We start from the raw sequence: 22,149 nt of genomic DNA on the forward strand, positions 1-22,149 counted from the left end.
CAGCGCCTGTGCACGGCGTAGCCTGGACACCGGATCCTACCCGTCCCGCGTGACGGATCAGTCACGCGATGACAAAAACGGTGAAAGAGGCGAACGCGGCAGTGTCGACGCAGCAGACTTCGCAGGACAATCCACTCGCGGACTTCGGCCCCAACGAGTGGATCGTCGATGAGATGTACCAGCGCTACCTGGCCGACCCGACCAGTGTCGATCCTGCCTGGCACGATTTCTTCGCCGACTACAAACCGGCGACGTCCCAGGGCTCGATCGCGACCCCGGACGAGGCGACCGCGGCCAACGCGACCGCGACCGCCGCCAAGGCCGGCACCGACGCCCCGGCCGCAGCCACGGTCGCCCCGGCCAAGCAGGTGACCCCACAGCCCGCGGCGAAGCCGGCCGCGGCACCCGCGCCGGCCGCCAAGCCCGCGGCCAAGCCGGCCGCCGCCGAGGCCCCGGCCGGTGCCAAGACCGTCACCCTGCGGGGCGTGGCCGGCAAGATCGTGCAGAACATGGAGGCCTCACTCCAGGTCCCCACCGCCACGTCGGTGCGTGCGGTCCCGGCCAAGCTGATGGTCGACAACCGCATCGTCATCAACAACCACCTCTCCCGGGGGCGGGGTGGCAAGGTCAGCTTCACCCACCTGATCGGCTGGGCCCTGGTCCGCGCGGTCGTCGCGCACCCGGAGATGAACAACTCCTACGCCGAGATCGACGGCAAGCCCACCCTGGTGCAGCCGGAGCACATCAACCTCGGCATCGCGATCGACCTGGTCAAGAAGGACGGTTCGCGCACGCTGGTGGTGCCGTCGGTCAAGAATTGCGAGACGCTCGACTTCCGGGGCTTCTGGCAGGCGTATGAGGACATCGTCCGGCGGGCCCGGCGCAACGAGCTCACCATGGAGGACTACTCCGGGACGACGATCTCGCTGACCAACCCCGGCGGCATCGGCACCGTCCACTCCATCCCGCGGTTGATGAGCGGGCAGAGCGCGATCATCGGCGTCGGCGCCATGGAGTACCCGGCACCGTACTCGGGGATGAGCGACGAGACCCTCACCGAGCACGGCGTGAGCAAGGTCACCACACTGACCAGCACCTACGACCACCGGGTCATCCAGGGCGCGCAGTCCGGCGAGTTCCTCAAGGTCATCCACGAGCTGCTGCTCGGCAACCACGGCTTCTACGACGAGATCTTCACGTCGCTGCGGATCCCGTACGAGCCGGTCCGCTGGGTGCGTGACGTGGCCCGTACCTCCGAGGGCCAGATCGACAAGGCCGCCCGGGTCATCGAGCTGATCCACGCGTACCGGGTACGCGGTCACCTGATGGCCGACACCGACCCGCTCGAGTTCACCATCCGCAAGCACCCCGACCTGGACGTGCTGCAGCACGGTCTGACCCTGTGGGACCTGGACCGCACCTTCCCCGTCGGCGGTTTCGCCGGCAAGGAGAAGATGAAGCTGCGGGACGTGCTCGGCGTCCTGCGCGACAGCTACTGCCGCCGGATCGGCATCGAGTACATGCACATCCAGGACCCGGAGGAGCGCCGCTGGGTCCAGGAGCGCATCGAGGTCAAGTACGCCAAGCCGGACGCCGACGAGCAGAAGCACATCCTGCACCGGCTGAACGCGGGCGAGGCCTTCGAGACCTTCCTGCAGACCAAGTTCGTCGGCCAGAAGCGGTTCTCGCTCGAGGGTGGCGAGTCGCTGATCCCGCTGCTCGACGCGGTGCTCCAGTCCTCGGCCGAGGCGGGGCTGGACGAGATGGTGATCGGCATGGCCCACCGTGGCCGGCTGAACGTGCTCACCAACATCGTCGGCAAGCCGTACGAGAAGATCTTCAACGAGTTCGAGGGTCAGATGGACCCGAAGACCGCGCACGGCTCCGGCGACGTGAAATACCACCTGGGCCAGACCGGGAAGTACACGACGCCGGACGGCGAGTTCTCGACGACCGTCAGCGTGGTGGCCAACCCGTCCCACCTGGAGGCCGTCGACCCGGTCCTGGAGGGCATCGTCCGCGCCAAGCAGGACCGTCTCGACCTGGGCCTGCACGGCTACACGGTGCTTCCGGTACTGGTGCACGGCGACGCCGCGTTCGCCGGTCAGGGCGTGGTCGCCGAGACCCTCAACCTGTCGCAGCTGCGTGGTTACCGCACCGGCGGCACGGTCCACGTGATCGTCAACAACCAGGTCGGCTTCACCACCGCCCCGGAGTACAGCCGGTCCTCGATGTACTCGACCGACGTCGCCCGGATGGTCGAGGCGCCGATCTTCCACGTCAACGGCGACGACCCCGAGGCCGTGGTCAGGGTTGCGAAGCTGGCCTTCGAGTACCGCCAGGCGTTCAACAAGGACGTCGTGATCGACATGATCTGCTACCGGCGCCGCGGTCACAACGAGGGCGACGACCCGTCGATGACCAACCCGCGCATGTACCAGATCATCGACACCAAGCGCAGCGTGCGGAAGCTCTACACCGAGGAGCTGATCGGCCGCGGTGACATCACCGTGCAGGAGGCCGAGGAGCAGCTGCGCGACTACCAGGGTCGTCTCGAGGAGGTCTTCAAGGCCACCCGCGACGCCGCCGGCAACCCGCCGCGGCCGCACATCATCGCCGAGGAGCCGGAGCCCGAGGTGGAGTCGGCGATCAGCCCGGACGCGGTCCGTGCGGTCGGCCAGGCGCACGTCGAGCTGCCCGAGGGTTTCACCCCGCACAAGCGGGTCCAGCAGCTGCTCGACCGGCGGGCGAAGATGTCCACCGACGGCGGCATCGACTGGGGCTTCGGTGAGCTGATCGCCTTCGGCTCGCTGCTCGCCCAGGGCGTGACGGTCCGGCTGGCCGGTCAGGACTCGCGGCGTGGCACGTTCACCTCGCGGCACGCGGCCATCGTCGACTCGAAGACCGGTAAGGACTTCCTGCCGCTCAGCTCGCTGGCCACCGGAAGCGCCCGGTTCTTCGTGCACGACTCGCTGCTCAGCGAGTACGCGGCGATGGGCTTCGAGTACGGCTACTCGGTGGAGAACCCGGACGCGCTGGTCCTCTGGGAGGCCCAGTTCGGTGATTTCGTCAACGGCGCCCAGTCGATCGTGGACGAGTTCCTCTCCTCCGGCGAGGTGAAGTGGGGCCAGAAGTCGTCGCTGGTGCTGCTGCTCCCGCACGGCATGGAGGGCCAGGGCCCGGACCACTCGTCCGGCCGCCCGGAGCGGTTCCTGCAGCTCTGCGCGCAGGACAACATGCGGATGGCGAACCCGACCACCCCGGCGAACTACTTCCACCTGCTGCGCCGCCAGGCCCTGTCGACCAAGCGCAAGCCGCTGATCGTCATGTCGCCGAAATCGCTGCTGCGGCACAAGCTGGCGACGTCCGCGGTGAACGACTTCACCCAGGGCGCCTTCCAGCCGGTGCTGGGCGACGCCGGGGTCAACGGCCAGCCGCTCGACGGCTCGTCGGTGAAGCGGGTCCTGCTCTGCTCGGGCAAGGTCTACTACGACCTGTTCCAGGCGCGGGCCGACCGCGGCATCACCGACACGGCGATCATCCGGATGGAGCAGATCTACCCGCAGCCGGTCGAGGAGCTGAAGGCGGAGCTCGCGAAGTACCCGAACGCCGAGGACTTCGCGTGGGTCCAGGAGGAGCCGGCCAACCAGGGCGCCTGGTCGTTCGTGGCGCTCAACCTGCTGGAGCACCTGGAGGGCGTCCGGCTGCGCCGGATCTCCCGCCCGGCGGCGGCCGCCCCGGCGGTCGGCTCGGCCAAGATGCACGACGCCGAGCAGGCCGCGCTGATCGAGGCTGCGCTGCCGCGATCGTGACCGTCTGAACGACAGTGAAGGGGCCGTTCCGGGAGACCGGGGCGGCCCTTTTACGATCCAGGCATGTACTTCACCGATCGTGGCATCGAGGAACTTGTCCAGCGGCGCGGCGAGGAGACCGTGACCCTGGAGTGGCTCGGCGAGCAGCTGCGCACCTTCGTCGACATGAACCCGGAGTTCGAGACCCCGATCGAGCGTCTCGCCACCTGGCTGGCCCGCGACGACGAGGACGACGAATGATCCGGTGACCCGGGTCTTGCGGTGATCGGGACTTTCGGCCCGGCCCGGCAGGTTCCGGGCCGGTAGGTTGAGGGTCGTGGCACGCAGCGTGTACGTCGCGGGTTTGGGCCCGTCCGTCGGCAAGGGGACCGTCGCGCTCGGCATCGTCGAGCTGCTGTCCCGTCAGGTGGCGAAGGTGGCTGTCTTCCGGCCGCTGGTCTCCGCGAGTGGAAGGGACCCGCTGCTCGACGTCCTGCGGTCGCGCTATCCCGGCCCGGTCGGGGTGGAGGACTCGTTCGGCGTCACCCTCGCCGAGGCCGGTGCGCTGGTCGCCGACGGCCGGCGGGAGGAGCTGATCGGCCGGATCGTCGAGCGTTACCGCGAGGTCGAGCGGCGCAGCAGCGCGGTCGTGGTGGTCGGCAGCGACTTCACCGACAAACCCGAGGAGGGCGGCGAGGAGCTGCCCCGCGAGCTGGCCTTCAACGCCCGGCTGGCGACCGAGTTCGGCAGTGTCGTGGTGCCGGTGGTCAGCGGAGAGGGGCGATCGGCGGACTCGCTGGCGGCGGCCACGCGTAGTGCGTACCACTCCCTGGTCGATCTCGGCGCGACGGTCGTCGCGGTGATCGCGAACCGGGTGCCGCACGGGATCGCCGGCGGGGTTCAGGAGGGCCTTCCGGTTCCGTTCTGGGCCGTGCCGGAGGTGGCGGCGATCGCCGCGCCGACGGTGGGCGAGGTGGCCGCCGCGCTGGATGCCACGGTGCTCGCCGGGTCGGCCGGCGCGCTGGAGCGGGACGTGCTCGACTACGTCGTCGGCGCCGGGCACGTGCCGACCGTGCTGGGCGCGCTGACCGATGGAGCCCTGCTGATCACCGCGGGCGACCGGGCCGATCTGCTGGTGGCCGCCAGCGCCGCGCACGCGGCCGGAAACGTGACGCTGGCCGGGCTGGTGCTGACGCTCGGGGAGCCGGCCGACGAGCGCGCGGTCCGGGTGATCGAGCGGCTCAACACCGGGCTGGCCATGCTGGTGACCAAGGCCGACAGCTATCACACGATCGCCGCCGCCGACCGGATCACGGCGCAGCTCAGCACCCCTCGCAAGATCGAGGCGGCGCTCGGCGTCTTCGAGGAGAACGTCGACACGGCAGAGCTGTCGGTGCTGCTCGACGTGGCCCGGTCCAGCCGGGTGACGCCGCTGATGTTCGAGAACGATCTGATCGACAAGGCTCGCGCCGACCGGCGGCACCTGGTGCTGCCGGAGGGCACCGAGGAGCGGATCCTGCGGGCCACCGAGACACTGCTGCGCCGGGGTGTGGCCGAGCTGACCCTGCTCGGCGACCCGTCCGAGATAAACCGGCGGGCCCGCGAGATCGGCGTCGAGATCGGCGGGGCGCACCTGGTGGACCCCGGCTCGTCGGAGCTTCGGGAGCAGTTCGCGGAGCGGTATGCGGAGATCCGCAAGCATCGCGGGGTGACCCTCGATCTGGCGTACGACGTGGTCCGTGACGTCAACTACTTCGGCACCCTGATGGTCGCCGCGGGCCTGGCCGACGGCATGGTCTCCGGCGCCACCCACACCACGGCCGCCACGATCCGCCCGGCGTTCGAGATCATCAAGACGGTGCCCGGCCTGACCGTCGCGTCCAGTGTGTTCTTCATGCTGCTCGCCGACCGGGTGCTGGTCTACGGCGACTGTGCGGTCAACCCCGACCCGGACGCCGAGCAGCTCGCCGACATCGCGCTCTCGTCGGCGCAGACCGCGGCCGCGTTCGGCATCGAGCCGCGGGTCGCGATGCTGTCGTATTCGACCGGCAGCTCCGGCGCCGGCGCCGATGTGGACAAGGTCGCCGCCGCCACCGCGCTGGTCCGCGAGCGCCGGCCGGACCTGCCGGTCGAGGGCCCGATCCAGTACGACGCGGCGATCGACCCGGCCGTGGCCGCCGCGAAACTGCCCGGCAGCGCGGTCGCCGGCAAGGCCACCGTCTTCGTCTTCCCCGACCTGAACACGGGTAACAACACCTACAAGGCCGTGCAGCGGTCGGCCAACGCGGTCGCGGTCGGGCCGGTGATGCAGGGCCTGCGGGCGCCAGTCAACGACCTGTCCCGCGGCGCGACCGTGAAGGACATCGTCAACACGGTCGCCATCACGGCGATCCAGGCGGGAGCGGAATGAGCAGGGTACTCGTACTGAACAGCGGCTCGTCGTCGCTGCGCTACCGGCTGTTCGAGGGCTCGGAGGTGCTGGCCAAGGGGCTGGTCCAGCGGATCGGCGAGGCGGGCGGCGACGCGGCCGACCACGGGGCCGCGCTGCGATCGCTGATGGACGAGCTGGATCTGTCCGGGCTGGCCGCGGTCGGGCACCGGGTGGTGCACGGCGGCGACCGGTTCACCACCTCGACGGTGGTGGACGACGACGTGCTGGCCACCATCGAGGAGCTGATCCCGCTCGCCCCGCTGCACAATCCGGCCGCGCTGACCGGGCTGCGGGTCGCCCGTGACCTGCTGCCCGGGATCCCGCAGGTGGCCGTCTTCGACACGGCGTTCCACTCGACGATCCCGCCCGAGGGCGCGCTCTGGGCCATCGACCGGGAGCTGGCCGCGAAGTGGGGACTGCGGCGGTACGGGTTCCACGGGACCTCACACGCGTACGTGTCCCGCGAGACCGCCCGCGTGCTCGGCCGGCCGGTCGAGGAGACCAACGTGATCACCCTGCACCTGGGCAACGGGGCGAGCGCGACAGCGGTACGCGGTGGCCGCAGCGTGGCCACCTCGATGGGTATGACACCGTTGCCGGGCCTGGTGATGGGCACCCGGTCGGGTGACATCGACCCGAGCCTGATCTTCCACCTGCACCGGGTGGCCGGGCTCGCGGTCGACGAGATCGAGGAGTTGCTGACCCGGCGCTCCGGCATGCTGGCGCTGGCCGGCGACAACGATCTGCGGGCCGTGCACGAGCGTTACGAGGCGGGCGACCCGGACGCCACGCTTGCCTTCGACATCTACTGCCGGCGGATCCGTGAGTACACCGGCTCCTACCTGGCGGTGCTGGGCCGGGTGGACGCGATCACCTTCACCGGCGGGGTCGGGGAGAACTCGCGGGCGGTCCGGGCGAACACGCTGGCCGGCCTGGAGGCGCTCGGCATCGCCGTCGACCCGGGACGCAACGAGCGCAACGAGACCGTCATCTCACCGGACGGGTCGCCTGTTGCCGTGTGTGTCGTCCCGACCGAGGAGGAGCTGGAGATCGCCTCGGAGGCTCGGAAGGCGATCGGGTCAGCGCAGGACTAGCACCGCGATCAGCGCGAGGAGCACGACCGCGACGAGCCCGCCGATCACATACGGGATCTTGGACGGCGCCTCGGCCTCCGGCCCCGGGCGGGTGAACGCCCGGAACGCCTCGGTGTTGCCACTGGGGTCGACCTGGTTATCCGACATGCGCACGACCCTAGCCAAAAGGGTCAAGATACGCGAAGCGCGGCACCTGTTCGGCGGACCCCGTGTGATGTCGGCAACCCCCTTTTACCAGGGATTTCTGATCTTCGGGCGGCAGAATGGCCCGGATGCAACGCCGTTCCTTCCTCACCCTGTTCGCCGCCGCCGGCCTGAGTGCGTGCTCGGCCCCTGGCGCCCCCACACCCGACCCGATGTCTTCGCAACCGGCGGCTCCCGCGTCGACGGCTCCCGCAACGGAGCTCGCCTTCAACCGCGGCGGTGACCGGCCACTGCCCACGAAGATCTGGCTGCCCGCCGGGAACGGCCCGCATCCGCTGATCTATTTCAGTCATGGGCTGACCTCGCAGCCCAACGACTACGCCGGGTTGCTGGCGGCTTGGGCAGCGGCCGGCTTCCTGGTGGCCGGGCCGAAATATCCGCATACGTGGTATGAAGCGCCTGAATACAACGCCGATGACGTGGTCAACCAGCCCGCCGACGCCCAGTACGTGATCACCGAACTGCTGAAATCACTCGGCGGCCTGATCGACCCGCAGCGTATCGCCGCCGCCGGGCACTCGGCCGGCGCGATCACCACGGTCGGCCTGTTCAGCGGAAGCCGGGACACTCGCCTCATGGCGGGGCTGATGATCGCCGGACGGCAGATGGCACAGCCGTCCCCATTCGCCGGGCCGGCCGCGCCACTGCTGTTCATCCAGGGCAAGAAGGACAAGACGGTCACCTACGAGCAGGCGTACGGCGCCTACAACGAGGTGCCGTGGCCCAAGGGCTTCCTGGAGATCCCGGACGCCGGCCACCTGCCGCACCAGGACGAGCCCGCCCTGGTGGCCGCCACCACCACGGACTTCTGGCGCTGGACCCTCAACGGCGATCAGGCCGCCCGGCAGCGGCTGCCCCAGGAGGTCGAGTCGGCCATGCTGACCAGCACCTTCTAAGGCTCGTTCCCGAACGCCGCCCCTCAGAGTCCGGCTCCTCCCGCCCGGCCTTCAGGGTGCGGCTCCTCCCGCCCGGCCTTCAGGGTCCGGCTCCTCAGGGCTCGATGACGATCTTGCCGAAGATGTCGCCGCCGGCCAGCCGGGCGAAGGCCTGATCCGCCTCGGCCAGGCGATACGTCGAGTCGATCACCGGGCGGGCCCGGCCCGACGCCACCAGCTCCAGCAGGGCGGCCAGTTCGTCCGGGGTGCCCATGCTGCTTCCCAGGATCTCCAACTGCATCGCGAAGACCCGGCGCAGGTCGATCTCGGCCCGGTGCCCGGCGGTCGCGCCGCACACCACGATCCGGGCGCCGGGAGCCGAGCACTTCATCGAATGGTCGAAGGTGGCCGCGCCGACCGACTCGATCACCAGGTCGACCCGCTCCGGCAGGCGGGCGCCCGGCTCCACCGCGGTCGCACCGAGCTCGGCGATCCGCTCCCGCTTACCGGGGTCGCGACTGGTCGCGTACACCCTCTTGCCCAGGCCCACGGCGAGCGCGACCGCCGCGGTCGCCACGCCGCCGCCGGCGCCCTGGACCAGGACCGCGCCGGCCTCGGCGACCCGGCCGCGGGTGACGAGCATGTGGTACGCCGTGAGCCAGGCCGTGGGCAGGCAGGCCGCCTCGGCGAACGACACCCCGGCCGGTTTGGGGATCAGATTCTCCCGGGGCGCGGCCAGGCGCTCGGAAAGGGTCCCCGGGTGCCGCTCGGAGAAGAGCGAGAAGCCCCGCGGGTCCGCCTTGTCCTCCACCACCGGATAGACGACGACCTCGTTGCCGTCCGGGTCCACACCGGCGGCGTCGCAGCCGAGGATCATCGGCAACCGGTCGGCGGGCAGCCCGACGCCACGCAGGGACCAGATGTCGTGGTGGTTGAGGGAGGCGGCCCGCACGTCGACGGGCACCCAGCCGTCCGGGACGGCGAGCGGCAGCTCACCGACGGTCAGGCCGCTGAGCGGCTCCTCCGGGTTCAGGGCGGAAGCATAGGCAGCGCGCATCTCCCGACCTTAGCGACCGTTAACGCGGCACGCCGCCCTCACCGATCAGGCGGGGCGGCGTGAGGACCGTCGATCTGTCAGGCGCGCTGAGCCTCGACCGGCGGAGCGATGACCGGCGCGGTGACCGGCGCGGCAGCCGTCACGGTGACCGGCGCCGGTGTGGGCGCGACCGCCCGGCGGGCGACCCCGTCCTCGATCGCCGCGGCCGCGACCGCGGCGGCCACCGCCGGAGCGACCCGCGGGTCCAGCGGCGACGGCACGATCGCGTCCGGCCGGAGCTCGTCGGCGACGATCGCGGCGATCGCGTCGGCCGCCGCGACCTTCATCCGGTCGGTGATCGTGGTGGCCCGCACGTCGAGCGCCCCGCGGAAGATGCCGGGGAACGCCAGGACGTTGTTGATCTGGTTGGGGAAGTCGCTGCGCCCGGTCGCGACGACCGCCGCGTACTTGTGCGCGACCGTCGGGTGGACCTCGGGCGTCGGGTTGGCCAGCGCGAAGATGATCGCGCCCGGCGCCATGCCGGCCAGGGCCTCCTCACCGATGTTGCCGCCGGAGACGCCGACGAGCACGTCAGCGCCGATCAGCGCCTCGGCGATCCCACCGGTACGCCCGGAGACGTTCGTGACGGCCGCGATCGCCGCCTTCATCCCGCTGAGGTCGCCGCGATCGGCGTGGATGATGCCGCGCGAGTCGACGACGATCGTGTTGGCGCCCTGGACACCGGCGGCGATCAGGGTGTTCGTGATCGCGACACCGGCCGCGCCGGCCCCGCTGATCACCACGCGCAGATCACCGAACGAGCGTCCGAGCAGCTTGGCGGCGTTACGCAGAGCGGCCAGCGTGACCACCGCCGTGCCGTGCTGGTCGTCGTGGAAGACCGGGATGTCGAGCTCGGCGTCCAGCCGGCGCTCGATCTCGAAGCAGCGCGGCGCGCTGATGTCCTCCAGGTTGATGCCACCGAACGACGGCGCCATCGCCTTGACCGTGGCGATGATCCCCTCGACGTCCTGCGTGTCCAGGACGATCGGGATCGAGTCGACGCCACCGAACTGCTTGAACAGGACCGACTTGCCCTCCATGACGGGCATCGCGGCCTTGGGCCCGATGTTGCCGAGCCCCAGGACGGCGGAACCGTCGGTGACCACGGCGACCGTGTTCGAGGTCCAGGTGTAGTCGGGGTAGAGCGCCTCGTCCTCGGCGATCGCCTCACAGACCCGGGCGACCCCCGGGGTGTACGCCAGCGACAGATCGTCGCGGCTGGCCAGCGGGACGGTCGCGCTCATCGTCATCTTGCCCCGGCGGTGCAGGTCGAAGACGGGATCGGCGGCCAGGGCGGGATCGAGCTCGAAACTGAAGAAAGACACGGTGAAACTCCACACTGCATCGACATTGATACGTGGCACCTGCTGGAATCCCGGTCGCGAGTATGCGCCGGAACCGCGGTGCGATGCGGGGATCACCCGGTACAACCACCTCCAGCGCGGGTGTGCGCTGGGGATCAGAGGACACTAACGTAACCGGAACGGTCTCGGGTAGTAGCGAAATATCACACGCCCGATGACATCGGCGGTGCCGTGAGCACGGGAATCGTCCTCGACGAATTCGTTGTCACCGACCAGCCACCACCCTCCGTCACGCTCCTCGACCGCGCGTTTGACGACCAGCAGGCCGGGTCTCGACCGGAACTCGGCAACCACGACGTCACCCGGCCGCACCCGGCCACCGCGCCGGACGATCAGCGCGTCACCGGCACGCAGCGTGGGAACCATCGAGGGACCTCGGACGAGTACGGCGAACAGTGGTAATTGCCACCGCACGGCATCAAGCCTCCGTCGCGTTACCGCATGGGCGTAAGGGGTAGTGTCAACCTCGGATCATCGCAAACTCTATGGAGGAGTCCTGATGCGACTTCCGCGTTTCCTCACCCCGAGCACCGTGGTCAGCGCCCACTGCGACCTGCCGTGCGGTGTCTACGACCCGGCCCAGGCCCGGATCGAGGCCGAGTCCGTCAAGGCGATCGCCGAGAAGTACCAGGCGAACACCGACCCCGAGTTCCGCACCCGGGCCATCCTCATCAAGGAGCAGCGGGCCGAGCTGGTCAAGCACCACCTGTGGGTGCTGTGGACCGACTACTTCAAGGCTCCGCACTTCGAGAAGTACCCGCACCTGCACCAGCTCTTCAACGAGGCCACCAAGCTCGCCGGCGCCGCGGGCGCCAAGGGCCAGGTCGACCCGGCTGTCGCCGACCAGCTGCTCGGCAAGATCGAGGAGATCTCCAAGATCTTCTGGGAGACCAAGCAGGCCTGACCGCTCCTTACCGAGCGTCGGTCGTCGACGGCGCGGCCGGGCCGGATGGCCCGGTCGCGCCGTTCAGCCGCTAGAGTCTCTCCATCGGGAGGAGGGCACGGGTGACCCAGTTGACGGAGCCGGATGTCGGGGACGACGTCGTATTGCTGACGGTGCCCGCCGACGGCGGCTATCTGGGCGTCCTCCGGACGGCCACCGCGGGCCTGGCCGCCCGCCTGCACTTCGCCCTCGACGAGATCGAGGACCTGCGCATCGCCGTCGACGAGGCCTGCGCCATGCTGCTGGCCATCGCCACCCGCAACGCCGAGCTCGAGTGCCGCTTCGCCGTCACCGACGACGCCCTCACCGTCGAGGTGACCGTGGCCACCGTCCGCGGCGCACGCCTGCCCTCCGAGGCGTCCTTCGCGTGGAAGGTCCTCACGGCCCTCACGACGTCGGCCGCCGCCGAGGCGAACGGCCGCCACGCCACGATCCGCCTCCTCACCCGCCGCACGGAGTTCTGACCCGGCCACCGCTTCGGTCCCGGCCACCCAGGCGTTGCGGTCCCGGCCACTCACGGCAGGCGTTCCGGTTCCGGCCACCTCTGGCAGGCGCCCTCTTGTCCTGGGCATATCTGGCCGGCGTGGCGGTCCCGGCCACCAAGGGAAGGCGTTGAGGTCCCGGCTATGGCGAAACCACGGTGATACGCCGTCGGCCGCACCCGGCCGCGCCCACACCTCCCGTGGCTGTCCCCGCGAGGCACCATCCACCCCGGCCGAAACGCGACCGCCGGGGCAAGGCCGTTGGTCACCGCCCTACGCGCCCCGCCCCGCCAGACCTTCCTCCCGGTCCCAAAGCTCCACGTCGCGCCTACTCCGATCCCGTGGACGCCCGGTAACGACCGGCCGTCCTCGCCTCCGTCAGAGCCGACGCCTCACCCGCCCTGATCGCGCCCGAGTCGCAACGACGCCGGGTCGGACCCTCTTACCGCCCCTCTGCAGGCGGCAATCCCACCCCACGCCGGGCACCCCAACCGCTTTGGGCCCGACCCAGAACGCCAATCCAACCCGAGCCACCAGTCGGTCACGGGCCGAAACAGCAACCACACCCGACACCAAATCTGGGCACCTCCCACCGCCCTCTACAGGCGGCCATCGCACCCACTCCCACATCGGGCACACCAGCCGCCCTCGGGCCCCACCGAAAGCGCCCGCGTCAGGTCGGATCTGTCATGCAAGATCGCGCTGCAGACAGGAGACCGCGTGAGATCGCACGAAAGCGCCCAGTTGCCGGACCTGTCGTGCACGATCGCGCCGTGGACAGGAGACCGCGCGAAATCGCCTCAGAGGGCGCGAGATCGCCTCACCGACGCGCGAGATCGCCTCACGGACGCGCGAGATCGAATCACGGGCACGCGAGATCGAATCACGGGCACGCGAGATCGAATCAGGGGCGGGGGATCGCGTCGACAGGCGTGGCCCCTGCAAGATCGCGCCGGATGCGGGAGATCGCGAAAGCGCGCCGAACTGCGGAAACCATGCAACTCGCGCCGCGGCCGGGCGACAGCTCAGGATCGCACCAGCGGCGGGAACTTATGCAGGAACGCGCGACCGGCCGCAAATCTTTCAAGATCATTCAGCAGCGCGGAGATTGCGCAAAATAGGCAAACGGCAAAAGACTCTACCTGTGGCGGCCGCCTTGTGGATACCGACGGCGGCTACGCGTGAACGGTGAGTGGCGCCACCCGGCGGCCGCGCTGCGCGAACGGTGAGTGGCGAATCAGCCCGGCGGGATGGCCAACAGGATCAGCTCGGGGTATCAGGTCGAGTACCAACCGGCCGCGCTGCGCGAACAGTGAGACGAATCAGCCCGACAGCCGCGCTGCGCGAACAGTGAGTGGTGCCAGCCGGCGATCGCACCGCGCGAACGGTGAGAGACGAATCAGCCCGGCGGCCGCGCTGCGGCCGGGAGTGGGCAACGCCTCGCGTGGACAGCTACGGGAGGTGTGGGTCGGCGGGGCGGCCGGCGGCGTACCGCCAAAGGGTTATCAGAATCGGACAACCGTCAGCGGACCGCGGCGGCGATGTAATCGAGGTGCCGGGCCGCCGCCCGGGAGGCGCCCTCGGCATCGCGCGCGACCAGGGAGTCGAGCATGGCGCGGTGATCGTTGTCGATGTTGGCCCAGTAGCCCTCCGGCAGCGACCCGATCACCTCCTCCCCGTAGGTGACCTGGTAGAGCGGCCGCCCCACCAGCTCGAACAGCGGGTTTCCGCTCGCCCTGGCCATCGCCCGATGGAAGGCCGAGTGCGCGGCCAGCATGGTGTCGAAGTCGTCGATGCCGGGGTCGAAGAGGGCGGCCCGGAGCTCGATGAGGTGCGCCTCCTCCCGGCGGACCGCGGCCAGCCCGGCGGCCGGGACCTCCAGGGCTCGCCGCAGCTCCAGCAGGTCGGCGAGGCCGATGGCCGCGGAGTGGGTGAGCAGGGCGAAGCCCGTGGAGAGGCCGTCGGCGAGCTGCTCGGCGTCGGGGTGGGCGACGAAGCTGCCCCCGGTGACGCCCCGGGTGGTGACGATGAGGTGCTGGCTGGCGAGCAGGCGCAGCGCTTCCCGGACGGTGCTCCGGCTGACGCCGATCTTGACGCACAGCTCGGGCTCGGGCGGAAGTCGTTCGCCGGGTTGCAGGCGGCCGGAGGTGATCTCCGCACGCAACTCGTCGGCTAGCTGCTGGTAGGCGGGTGGGCGCACCGTTGAGCCGGTCACTCGTCCAGGTTAGGCCCTGATCCGGTTCCGGGGACCCGCTAATCGACGCCCAACGCTCGACTACTGGGCGGAACGAGGATCAGAGCGGCGGTCATCGCGCCGAGAACGAGCAGCGCGACGCCGGCCCAGAGCGTGCCGTACTGGACCAGGAACCCGCCGGTGGCGAGGAGGAAGAGCTGCACGACGACGGCCGGGCCGCGGGCCCGCACCGCGCGGCGGCCGAGGGCGCGCGCCACCAGGAAGACGGCGCCCGCGGCGAGGGCGGCCATCACGGTGAGCGAGGCGGCGACCGCGAGGACGACCTGGTCGCGGGTCAGATCGAGGAAGACGAGGTACGCGGTGAGCGCGGCGAGTCCGGCGCTCTGCAGATAGAGCAGCCGAACCCCCCAGTCGAGGGTGGGAACGCTGGTCACCGCTGCACCATACGGCAGCTTTCTCCCCACCCGGCGGGTACAGTCCCGCGCATGCGCGCACTGCTGGTGGTGAACCCTCGGGCGACGACCACCACGGAGCGCAGCCGCGACGTGCTGGTGCGGGCGCTGGGCAGCGCCGTGGAGCTGTCGGTGCGCTATACGGAGCGCCGTGGTCACGCGACGAGGCTGGCCCGGGACGCGGCGGAGAGCGGCGTCGACGTGGTGGTGACGCTGGGCGGCGACGGCACGGTGAACGAGGCGGTCAACGGTCTGCTGACCGCGCCGGCCGCGCTGGCCGACCTGCCGGGCCCGATCGCGGACCGGCTTCCGGCGCTGGCCGTGGTGCCGGGCGGTTCGACCAACGTGTTCGCCCGCGCGCTGGGCCTGCCGCGCGACTGGGTCGACGGGACGAGCGTGATCCTGGACGGGCTGCGGGACGGCCGGCACCGGGTGATCGGGCTGGGCCGCGCCGACGACCGCTATTTCACGTTCACGGCCGGGCTCGGCTGGGACGCGGCGACGATCCGCCGGGTGGAGCAGGCCCGGCTCCGGGGCCGCACGTCGACGCCGGCGCTCTACATGCGGTCGACGGCGAGCCAGTTCCTCTTCGGGACGGACCGGAGGAATCCTTCGTTGACGCTGGAGCGCCCGGGTGAGACTCCGGACACGGACCTGGGCACGGTCATGGTGCAGAACACCGCGCCCTGGACGTACGTCGGTGGGCGTCCTGTCCATTTGAATCCGGACGCCTCGTTCGATCTCGGACTCGACGTGACGGCGCTGCGACGTCTGACGATCGCGGGGAGCGCTCGCACCGTGACACAACTCGCGTGGCGGGCGAGTGCTCCGCGAGGTAAACAGGTGTTACGTCTGCATGACATCGCCGAGTTCACCGTGGTGGCGTCCCGACCCCAGGCATTCCAGCTGGACGGCGACTACCTCGGGGAGCGGCAGAAGGTGCACTTCGTGTCCGTTCCATCTGCGCTACGTGTGATCTGCTGACTTCGGGGTACGGGTTCCGGACAGGTGCTCACGATCCGTTACAGAAACACGGGCAAAAGGTCTGCGAAGTGGCCGGGACCGTACTACATTGATGGGAGCGTTCGTCAACCGGCTCCAGCAGTAACGGCTGAACCGGACATATGGGTGCGTGAGCCAGCTCACCCGCCGGGAGAAACTTCCAGCGCTACCCTTGACAACGCGTGAGTTCGTGAAAGCATTCACAAGCGAAAAGAAGTAACCGGTTGCCACATGTGCGCGTTCCTAAACAAGAAGCGCAGAACGGGACCGAACAAAAGCTTGCTGACGCACCGGTGAGCGTACGGGCACAAGCCGTCGCCGACCACTGCGCATGCATATAGGTAAACAGCACTGTTTTCATTACCCATCCGAAACAAGGAGTTTGCCGCCATGGACTGGCGTCACGATGCGATCTGCCGCGACGAGGACCCCGAGCTGTTCTTCCCGATCGGGACGAGCGGACCGGCGCTCCTGCAGGTCGAGCAGGCCAAGGCCGTGTGCCGGCGGTGCCCGGTGACCGAGGGATGCCTTACGTGGGCGCTCGAGTCGGGTCAGGACGCCGGCGTTTGGGGCGGGATGAGCGAGGACGAACGGCGTGCCGTCAAGCGTCGCGGCGGCCTTCGGGTCGGCGTTCCCACCGCCTGAATCAATACCCCCACACAGCATTCGCGCCCCGGGCCATACGGCACCGGGGCGTCTTGCTGTTTCGGACTCCTCACAGCGCGTGCCACTCCATTGTGCGGCAATTCGATCACCGTACGTTTCCACGGAGCCCCTTAATGATCTCGAAATGCCGCACCTGACGCTTTGCGTCGCGACTCCCGCACACTCCGCATAGGACGATCGCGCCGAAGCCCGATTCGGCGCCGGATCATTGCATAGCGCAGAGTGATCGTCACCGAGAGCGACGGATTCTGGTGAATATTGCCAGTCATCTCTCAGAAACGCCTCAGAGCCCCGCTCCGCCTCCGGAACGGTCCACGTAGGGCAGAGTCCGGATTGAAGGTCCTCAGTGGCGCTGAGACGGCGGTGGGGGCCACACGGCGGTGCGAGGGGCGACGGGATCAGGCTGCGGTGGCGAGCGGCCCGGACAGGACCGCCTCGACACGGGAGGCGATCAGCCGTACCAACTCCGGCCCGTCTCCGAGCGGCTCGGCGACCGCGACCGCCCCCGCCTCCCGGGCGGCCCGCACCGAGGCGTCGTAGAGCAGCCCCGGCGCCAGGAAGTAGGCGGCCATCCCCACCCGGCGCGCACCGGCGGCCCGCAGCCGCTCGACGGCGTCACCGGCCCGCTCCCCCGGCCCGGACGCGTAGGAGACCGCCGACGGCAGTCCCAGACGCCGCCCCAGCGCCACAGCGGCGTCGGCGACGGTCTGGCGGGCCTCGTCGTTCCGGGTGCCGGCAGCGGCGAGCACGACGGCGTCGAGCCCGTCCGTGGGCAGCCGGCGGGAGACCGCGGCGAGCAGCAGAGGAGAGGCGGGCCCGAGGACGTCGGTGGCGGTCACCCTGACCGGCAACGAGGAGGCGTCGCGGATCACCGCGGGCAGGTCGACCCGTCCGTGGTAGGCGGCGGTCAGCAACAGCGGCACCAGAACCGCCCGGGAACCGCCGGGCAGGGCCGCCAGCACGTCCAGCGGGCGGGGGCCGGCGTGGTCCAGGTACGACGCCCGGACCAGCCACTCGGGCCGGGCCCGGGCCACCGCCCGCGCCAACGACGAGGTCGACGCGGCGGCCCGGGGATCACGGCTCCCGTGGGCGACCAGGACGACGGTCAGACGTGCAGACCGCATTCGGTCTTCTCGAACATCGCCCAGCGCCCGGCACGCGGGTCCTCGCCGGCCTTGGTGCGCCGGGTGCACGGCCAGCAGCCGATCGACCCGTAGCCCTTCTTGAACAGCTCGTTGACCGGCACGTTCCACCGGCTGATGTAGGCGTCGACGTCGTCCTCGGTCCAGGCGGCGATCGGGTTGACCTTCACCTTGCCCTTCTTGGCGTCGAACGCGACGACCGGCGTGTTGGCCCGGGTCGGCGACTCGTCCCGGCGCAGGCCGGTGGCCCAGGCGTCGTACTCGCCGAGGGCACGCTCGAGCGGCTCCACCTTGCGCAGGAAGCAGCACTCGTCGGGGCTACGGGCGAAGAGGCGGGGGCCGTACTCGCCGTCCTGCTGGCCGACGGTGAGGCGCGGCCGGATCGAGCGGACGTTCACGTTCATCGTGCGGACGACCGTGTCCCGGACCTTGAGGGTCTCCGGGAAGTGGAGGCCGGTGTCGAGGAAGACCACGTCCACGCCGGGCGACACCCGGGAGAAGAGGTGGGCCACGACGGCGTCGGCCATCGAGCTGGTGACACAGAAGCGCTCGCCGAAGGTGTCGGTCGCCCACTTGGCGATCTCCTCGGCGGGCGCGCCCTCCAGGTCCGCGGCCGCGGCGAGGGCGAGGGCCTGGAGGTCGGCGGGTTTACGACGTTCGGGATCAGCGCTGAGGACGGGCCCGCCCAGGTTGACCAGGCCCAGACCGGAGGCGTTGAGGAGGCTGCTCATTTGCTGCTCACTCCTTGGGACAGAAGGCCGATGAACTTGACGGAGAAGACGCGGACACAGGAACGGCACTCCCAGGCGCCGTGCGAGGCCTCGTTGGGGCGGAGGTCCTCGTCACCGCAGTAGGGGCAGTACAGGGGCGGCTGCCGGGTCTCGCTCATTTCAGTAGCTCCTCGTCGGCTCGCAGCACCCAGGTCGCGAAGGTCTCGCTCCCGTCGCGGCCGTCCAGGTAGTTCTGGGCGACGCGCTCCACGTACTCCGGAAGCTCCTCGGCCGTGGCTTTCAGACCGCGGACCTTGCGCCCGAACCCGGCGGTCTCGCCCTTGGCCATGCCGAGCGCGCCACCGAGGTGGATCTGGAAGCCCTCGACCTGCTCGCCGTGCGCGTTCAGGACGAGCTGGCCCTTGAGGCCGATGTCGGCGACCTGGGTGCGGGCGCAGGCGTTGGGGCAGCCGTTGATGTGGATCGACAGGTCGGCGTCGAAGCCCTTGAGCCGGTCCTCGAGGCGGGCCACCAGCTCCTCGCCGCGCGCCTTCGTCTCGACGATCGCGAGCTTGCAGTACTCGATGCCGGTGCAGGCCATCGTCCCCCGGCGGAAGGCCGACGGACGGGCCTCCAGCCCGATGGCGCGGAGGCCTTCGACGAGCGGTTCCACCTGGTCGTCGGCGACATCGAGGACCAGGAGCTTCTGGTACGCCGTGAGCCGTACCCGCTGCGACCCGTGCTTCTCGACCAGGTCGGCGAGCCTGGTCAGCTGCTCGCCCGAGGACCGCCCGACGACCGGCGCCGCTCCGACGTAGTTGAGCCCGTCCCTCTGCTTGTGCACGCCGATGTGGTCGATCGGCTTCTCCGGCAGGTCGGGCGACGGCCCGTCGACGAGCGCCCGGCCGAGGTACTCCTTCTCCAGCACCTCGCGGAACTTCTCCACACCCCAGTCGGCGAGCAGGAACTTGAGCCGGGCCCGGTGGCGCAGCCGACGGTAGCCGTAGTCCCGGAAGATCCCGACGACGCCCTCCCAGACGTCCGGGATCTCGGCCAGCGGCACCCACACGCCCAGCCGCTCGGCCAGCCGCGGGTTGGTGGAGAGCCCGCCGCCGACCCACAGGTCGAAGCCCGGGCCGCGGTCGGGGTGCTCGACGCCGACGAAGGAGATGTCGTTGGCCTGGTACGGCCCGTCGGCGAGCCAGGAGATCTGCGACTTGAACTTGCGGGGCAGGTTCGAGTAGGCCGGGTTGCCCACGTACCGCTTGACGATCTCGTCGATCGCCGGGGTCCCGTCGATCACCTCGTCGACCGAGATGCCGGCGACCGGGCTGCCCAGTACGACGCGGGGGCAGTCACCGCACGCCTCGGTGGTCTGCAGCCCGACGGCCTCCAGCCGGCGCCAGATCTCCGGCATGTCCTCGACCCGGATCCAGTGCAACTGGATGTTCTGCCGGTCGGTGATGTCGGCGCTGCCCCGGGCGAACTCGGTGGCGATGCCGGCGATGGTGCGCAGCTGTGCCAGGTTCAGCGCGCCGCCGTCACAGCGCACGCGGAGCATGAAGTACTCGTCCTCGAGCTCCTCCGGCTCCAGCACCGCCGTGCGGCCGCCGTCGATCCCGGCGCGCCGCTGGGTGTAAAGCCCCCACCAGCGGAAACGCCCACGGAGGTCGGCCGGGTCGATCGAGGAGAAGCCGCCGTGCGCGTAGATGTTCTCGATCCGCGCGCGAACGTTGAGCGGGTTGTCGTCCTTCTTGCTGCGCTCGTTCGGGTTGAGCGGCTCGCGGTGTCCGAGCGCCCACTGACCCTCGCCGCGCGCCTTGCGGGGGCGGGCGGTCGGCCTTGCAGCGGGAGTGTTGCTGGGCGCCATTTCGGCGTTCCTCCGGGTTTCGTGGGCGCGCGGTGCCGCTCACGGCCCTTCAGGAGGCTCGTGACGTCTGTGTCAGGAGTCGGGCCCGGCGGTACGCACACCCGAACGGGAAATCGGGCGTCGTCAGGAAGCCGGACACATCGCGCTGCGGACACGGCCGTAGTCAACGTGGCGGCGGGCCACGAAACGGCGGTCAACTGCAGCGGTCATGTCGATAAGACTCTCACGCGAAAGTAAAGTCGGCTAGAGAGGTCCAGATTCCGGGAGTGTGGCCAACCGCACCGCCCGTTCACCCGAGCGTCTGGCGGGTTCTCGCCCATCGACAACTGCCCGGTAAGGTTCGCCTCACGTTCGCCGGTCCATACGTCGAAGGTCGGAGATGGCTGTCCAAACCCTGAACGACGACTCGCCGACCCAGGTTCTGGCCGGCCCGCCGCGCCGGCGCCTGCCGAGTTCAGCCACGTTCGGGGCGCTGGCGTCGTCGATGGTGCCGGCACTGCTGATGCTCGTGGTCGGCCGGTTCCGGATGGGCAACCCGTCGCTCGGGCGAGACGAGAGCGCCACCTGGGTGGTCAGCCAACGGACCCCGGGGCAGATCGTCGACCAGGCCGGCAACCTGGACGGGGTCATCGCGCCCTACTACATGTTCATGCACTACTGGACGGCCGTCTTCGGTGACTCCGAGATCACGATGCGGATGCCGTCGCTGCTCGCCGTCGCCATCGGTGTCGGTGTCGCCGGTGAGCTGGGGCGCCGGCTCTTCAGCCCCGGCGTGGGCCTGGTCGGCGGGCTGCTGCTGGTGGCGATCCCACAGCTGAGCTGGTATGCGCAGGAGGCCCGGGCGTACGGTCTGGCCTTCCTCTTCGCCACCACCGCGACGCTCCTGCTCTACAACGCGGTGGACAAGCAGCGCTGGTGGCGCTGGCTGCTGTACGGCGTGACGGTCACCCTCACCGGCCTGGCCCACATCTTCGCGCTGCTGATGCTGGCCGCCCACCTGTACATCGTGGTCTCCCGCTGGTGGCTGAGCCGGCAGAGACCGATCTTCTGGTGGTTCCCCACGACGTTCGCGGCGCTGCTCCCGCTGGCGCCGTTCGTCTACCTGGGCGCGACCCAGCGCGGCGGGCAGCTGTTCTGGATCGAGAAGATGAGCCTCCAGACGGTCCTGGGGGCGCCGGCCGCGATGTTCGGCACCGTGATCGGGAGCCTGGTGATCATCGGGTTGGCGCTGGCCGCCCGCTGGCCGGACCGCGCGCTGATCCGTGAGCTGGGAGTGCTGGCCGTGGTCCCGCCGGCCGTGCTGATCGGTGTCTCCTTCGTCACCGACCCGATCTGGGTGCCCCGTTACGTGCTCTTCGTCCTGCCGGCGTTCGCCCTCTGCGCCGCGGCCGCCCTGCACGGGCTCCGGTTCCGCTCCGCGCTCGTCGTGGTCCTGGTCGCGGCGACCGCGATCCCCGACCAGCTGACGATCCGCGGCCCGGCCACCCACATCGGCGCCGACTACCGGGCCCTCGCGAAGATCATCTCCAAGGAGCAGCGGCCGGGCGACACGATCGTCTACGCCGAGTCGGGCAACTGGGGCTGCGCGCGGGTATCGCGTACCAACTCCGTGGCAAACCGCAGCCGATCGACGTGCTCGCGCAGACCCCGGCGGCCGAGGCCGGTCAGCTCGCTCCGCTGGAGTGCGCCGACCCGGCGCCGTGCCTGGCCACCGCCGGGCGGGTCTGGTATTTCCGGCAGTGGCAGACCGGCAAGCCACTCGACGACGCCGGCCGCCTCGCCCCCGTGCTCAGCACCGACTACAAGCAGATCGGCATCTGGAAGCGGACCAAG

General features: G+C 70.1%; 19 protein-coding genes and 1 pseudogene. 10 read left to right on the forward strand and 10 right to left on the reverse strand.

The genetic code is table 11. The features are described 5' to 3' along the window. The first annotated feature begins 101 nt into the window (after window positions 1-101). From ACQPZW_RS44375 to ACQPZW_RS44390, 4 genes are all read left to right on the forward strand, one after another. On the forward strand, window positions 102-3,812 hold the full coding sequence (locus ACQPZW_RS44375; RefSeq protein WP_433797812.1) for a multifunctional oxoglutarate decarboxylase/oxoglutarate dehydrogenase thiamine pyrophosphate-binding subunit/dihydrolipoyllysine-residue succinyltransferase subunit: 3,711 nt from the start codon (window positions 102-104) through the stop codon (window positions 3,810-3,812). A 63-nt stretch (window positions 3,813-3,875) separates the two neighbouring features. Then, window positions 3,876-4,052, forward strand: a complete 177-nt coding sequence (locus tag ACQPZW_RS44380) for a DUF6104 family protein (protein ID WP_173476669.1) — start codon at window positions 3,876-3,878, stop codon at window positions 4,050-4,052. 67 nt (window positions 4,053-4,119) lie between these two features. After that, complete coding sequence (gene pta, locus ACQPZW_RS44385; protein ID WP_433792003.1) at window positions 4,120-6,201, forward strand: phosphate acetyltransferase; 2,082 nt, start codon at window positions 4,120-4,122, stop codon at window positions 6,199-6,201. Continuing rightward, complete coding sequence (locus tag ACQPZW_RS44390) at window positions 6,198-7,316, forward strand: acetate/propionate family kinase (protein ID WP_433792004.1); 1,119 nt, start codon at window positions 6,198-6,200, stop codon at window positions 7,314-7,316. The genes pta and ACQPZW_RS44390 overlap by 4 nt, the downstream gene beginning before the upstream one ends. Here ACQPZW_RS44390 and ACQPZW_RS44395 read toward each other — a convergent pair. Continuing rightward, complete coding sequence (locus ACQPZW_RS44395) at window positions 7,302-7,463, reverse strand: hypothetical protein (RefSeq protein WP_433792005.1); 162 nt, start codon at window positions 7,461-7,463, stop codon at window positions 7,302-7,304. The two genes, ACQPZW_RS44390 and ACQPZW_RS44395, sit on opposite strands and share 15 nt — an antisense overlap. A 125-nt stretch (window positions 7,464-7,588) precedes the next feature. Here ACQPZW_RS44395 and ACQPZW_RS44400 point away from each other — a divergent pair, with 125 nt between their 5' ends. Then, complete coding sequence (locus tag ACQPZW_RS44400; protein WP_433792006.1) at window positions 7,589-8,416, forward strand: alpha/beta hydrolase family protein; 828 nt, start codon at window positions 7,589-7,591, stop codon at window positions 8,414-8,416. A gap of 94 nt (window positions 8,417-8,510) precedes the next feature. Here ACQPZW_RS44400 and ACQPZW_RS44405 read toward each other — a convergent pair whose 3' ends face one another. From ACQPZW_RS44405 to ACQPZW_RS44415, 3 genes are all read right to left on the reverse strand, one after another. Beyond that, on the reverse strand, window positions 8,511-9,452 hold the full coding sequence (locus ACQPZW_RS44405; RefSeq protein WP_433792007.1) for a zinc-binding dehydrogenase: 942 nt from the start codon (window positions 9,450-9,452) through the stop codon (window positions 8,511-8,513). A gap of 77 nt (window positions 9,453-9,529) precedes the next feature. Beyond that, entirely contained in the window at window positions 9,530-10,816 is a 1,287-nt protein-coding gene (locus ACQPZW_RS44410; protein ID WP_433792008.1) for an NAD(P)-dependent malic enzyme, read from the reverse strand. A 144-nt stretch (window positions 10,817-10,960) separates the two neighbouring features. Next, on the reverse strand, window positions 10,961-11,221 hold the full coding sequence (locus tag ACQPZW_RS44415) for a S24 family peptidase (protein ID WP_433792009.1): 261 nt from the start codon (window positions 11,219-11,221) through the stop codon (window positions 10,961-10,963). Between the two features lie 133 nt (window positions 11,222-11,354). Here ACQPZW_RS44415 and sodN point away from each other — a divergent pair, with 133 nt between their 5' ends. Further along, the gene (sodN, locus tag ACQPZW_RS44420; protein ID WP_317790294.1) at window positions 11,355-11,759 is read left to right on the forward strand and encodes a superoxide dismutase, Ni; all 405 of its coding nucleotides are present in this window, start codon (window positions 11,355-11,357) and stop codon (window positions 11,757-11,759) included. Between the two features lie 101 nt (window positions 11,760-11,860). Beyond that, on the forward strand, window positions 11,861-12,262 hold the full coding sequence (locus ACQPZW_RS44425) for an anti-sigma regulatory factor (RefSeq protein WP_433792010.1): 402 nt from the start codon (window positions 11,861-11,863) through the stop codon (window positions 12,260-12,262). Between the two features lie 1,540 nt (window positions 12,263-13,802). On the opposite strand, the gene ACQPZW_RS44430 is transcribed toward ACQPZW_RS44425, so the two are convergent. Both ACQPZW_RS44430 and ACQPZW_RS44435 read right to left on the reverse strand, forming a co-directional pair. Next, window positions 13,803-14,495, reverse strand: a complete 693-nt coding sequence (locus tag ACQPZW_RS44430) for a FadR/GntR family transcriptional regulator (protein WP_433792011.1) — start codon at window positions 14,493-14,495, stop codon at window positions 13,803-13,805. Window positions 14,496-14,533: 38 nt separating this feature from the next. Beyond that, window positions 14,534-14,908, reverse strand: coding sequence for a hypothetical protein (locus ACQPZW_RS44435; RefSeq protein WP_433792012.1), 375 nt, complete (start codon window positions 14,906-14,908; stop codon window positions 14,534-14,536). Window positions 14,909-14,959: 51 nt separating this feature from the next. Here ACQPZW_RS44435 and ACQPZW_RS44440 point away from each other — a divergent pair, with 51 nt between their 5' ends. Together ACQPZW_RS44440 and ACQPZW_RS44445 are read left to right on the forward strand one after the other, a co-directional pair. Beyond that, window positions 14,960-15,910, forward strand: coding sequence for a diacylglycerol/lipid kinase family protein (locus ACQPZW_RS44440; RefSeq protein WP_433792013.1), 951 nt, complete (start codon window positions 14,960-14,962; stop codon window positions 15,908-15,910). Window positions 15,911-16,318: 408 nt separating this feature from the next. Next, the gene (locus ACQPZW_RS44445) at window positions 16,319-16,573 is read left to right on the forward strand and encodes a WhiB family transcriptional regulator (RefSeq protein WP_433792014.1); all 255 of its coding nucleotides are present in this window, start codon (window positions 16,319-16,321) and stop codon (window positions 16,571-16,573) included. Window positions 16,574-16,992: 419 nt separating this feature from the next. Here the strand turns inward: ACQPZW_RS44445 and ACQPZW_RS44450 are convergent, their stop codons facing one another. Genes ACQPZW_RS44450 through ACQPZW_RS44465 form a run of 4 tightly spaced genes read right to left on the reverse strand, consistent with a single transcriptional unit; the run spans window position 16,993 to window position 20,316 of the window. After that, the gene (locus ACQPZW_RS44450; RefSeq protein ID WP_433792015.1) at window positions 16,993-17,718 is read right to left on the reverse strand and encodes a sirohydrochlorin chelatase; all 726 of its coding nucleotides are present in this window, start codon (window positions 17,716-17,718) and stop codon (window positions 16,993-16,995) included. Beyond that, window positions 17,700-18,467: a phosphoadenylyl-sulfate reductase gene (locus tag ACQPZW_RS44455; RefSeq protein WP_433792016.1), complete on the reverse strand. Its 768-nt coding sequence runs from the start codon at window positions 18,465-18,467 to the stop codon at window positions 17,700-17,702. The genes ACQPZW_RS44450 and ACQPZW_RS44455 overlap by 19 nt, the downstream gene beginning before the upstream one ends. After that, window positions 18,464-18,625 carry a hypothetical protein gene (locus ACQPZW_RS44460; protein ID WP_433792017.1) on the reverse strand — a complete coding sequence of 54 codons (162 nt, stop codon included), beginning with the start codon at window positions 18,623-18,625 and terminating at the stop codon, window positions 18,464-18,466. The genes ACQPZW_RS44455 and ACQPZW_RS44460 overlap by 4 nt, the downstream gene beginning before the upstream one ends. Then, window positions 18,622-20,316: a nitrite/sulfite reductase gene (locus ACQPZW_RS44465; RefSeq protein ID WP_433792018.1), complete on the reverse strand. Its 1,695-nt coding sequence runs from the start codon at window positions 20,314-20,316 to the stop codon at window positions 18,622-18,624. Before ACQPZW_RS44465 ends, ACQPZW_RS44460 begins: the two co-directional genes overlap by 4 nt. Window positions 20,317-21,013: 697 nt before the next feature. Here ACQPZW_RS44465 and ACQPZW_RS44470 point away from each other — a divergent pair. Beyond that, window positions 21,014-21,358 (forward strand): annotated as a pseudogene (locus ACQPZW_RS44470) (glycosyltransferase family 39 protein); the annotation flags it as partial. Window positions 21,359-22,149: the final 791 nt, after the last annotated feature.

This window comes from Actinoplanes sp. CA-252034 (genome assembly GCF_050956125.1).
In the GTDB taxonomy this organism is placed as follows: Bacteria; Actinomycetota; Actinomycetes; order Mycobacteriales; family Micromonosporaceae; genus Actinoplanes.

Bases quoted from the DNA above. Each gene is read 5' to 3' on its own strand.
- ACQPZW_RS44445 (WP_433792014.1), top strand. From the start codon at position 16,319: ATGGACTGGCGTCACGATGCGATCTGCCGCGACGAGGACCCCGAGCTG.
- ACQPZW_RS44460 (WP_433792017.1), bottom strand. From the start codon at position 18,625: ATGAGCGAGACCCGGCAGCCGCCCCTGTACTGCCCCTACTGCGGTGAC.
- ACQPZW_RS44405 (WP_433792007.1), bottom strand. From the start codon at position 9,452: ATGCGCGCTGCCTATGCTTCCGCCCTGAACCCGGAGGAGCCGCTCAGC.
- ACQPZW_RS44400 (WP_433792006.1), top strand. From the start codon at position 7,589: ATGCAACGCCGTTCCTTCCTCACCCTGTTCGCCGCCGCCGGCCTGAGT.
- ACQPZW_RS44415 (WP_433792009.1), bottom strand. From the start codon at position 11,221: ATGGTTCCCACGCTGCGTGCCGGTGACGCGCTGATCGTCCGGCGCGGT.
- ACQPZW_RS44465 (WP_433792018.1), bottom strand. From the start codon at position 20,316: ATGGCGCCCAGCAACACTCCCGCTGCAAGGCCGACCGCCCGCCCCCGC.
- sodN (WP_317790294.1), top strand. From the start codon at position 11,355: ATGCGACTTCCGCGTTTCCTCACCCCGAGCACCGTGGTCAGCGCCCAC.
- ACQPZW_RS44440 (WP_433792013.1), top strand. From the start codon at position 14,960: ATGCGCGCACTGCTGGTGGTGAACCCTCGGGCGACGACCACCACGGAG.
- ACQPZW_RS44380 (WP_173476669.1), top strand. From the start codon at position 3,876: ATGTACTTCACCGATCGTGGCATCGAGGAACTTGTCCAGCGGCGCGGC.
- ACQPZW_RS44455 (WP_433792016.1), bottom strand. From the start codon at position 18,467: ATGAGCAGCCTCCTCAACGCCTCCGGTCTGGGCCTGGTCAACCTGGGC.
- ACQPZW_RS44390 (WP_433792004.1), top strand. From the start codon at position 6,198: ATGAGCAGGGTACTCGTACTGAACAGCGGCTCGTCGTCGCTGCGCTAC.
- ACQPZW_RS44395 (WP_433792005.1), bottom strand. From the start codon at position 7,463: ATGTCGGATAACCAGGTCGACCCCAGTGGCAACACCGAGGCGTTCCGG.
- ACQPZW_RS44450 (WP_433792015.1), bottom strand. From the start codon at position 17,718: ATGCGGTCTGCACGTCTGACCGTCGTCCTGGTCGCCCACGGGAGCCGT.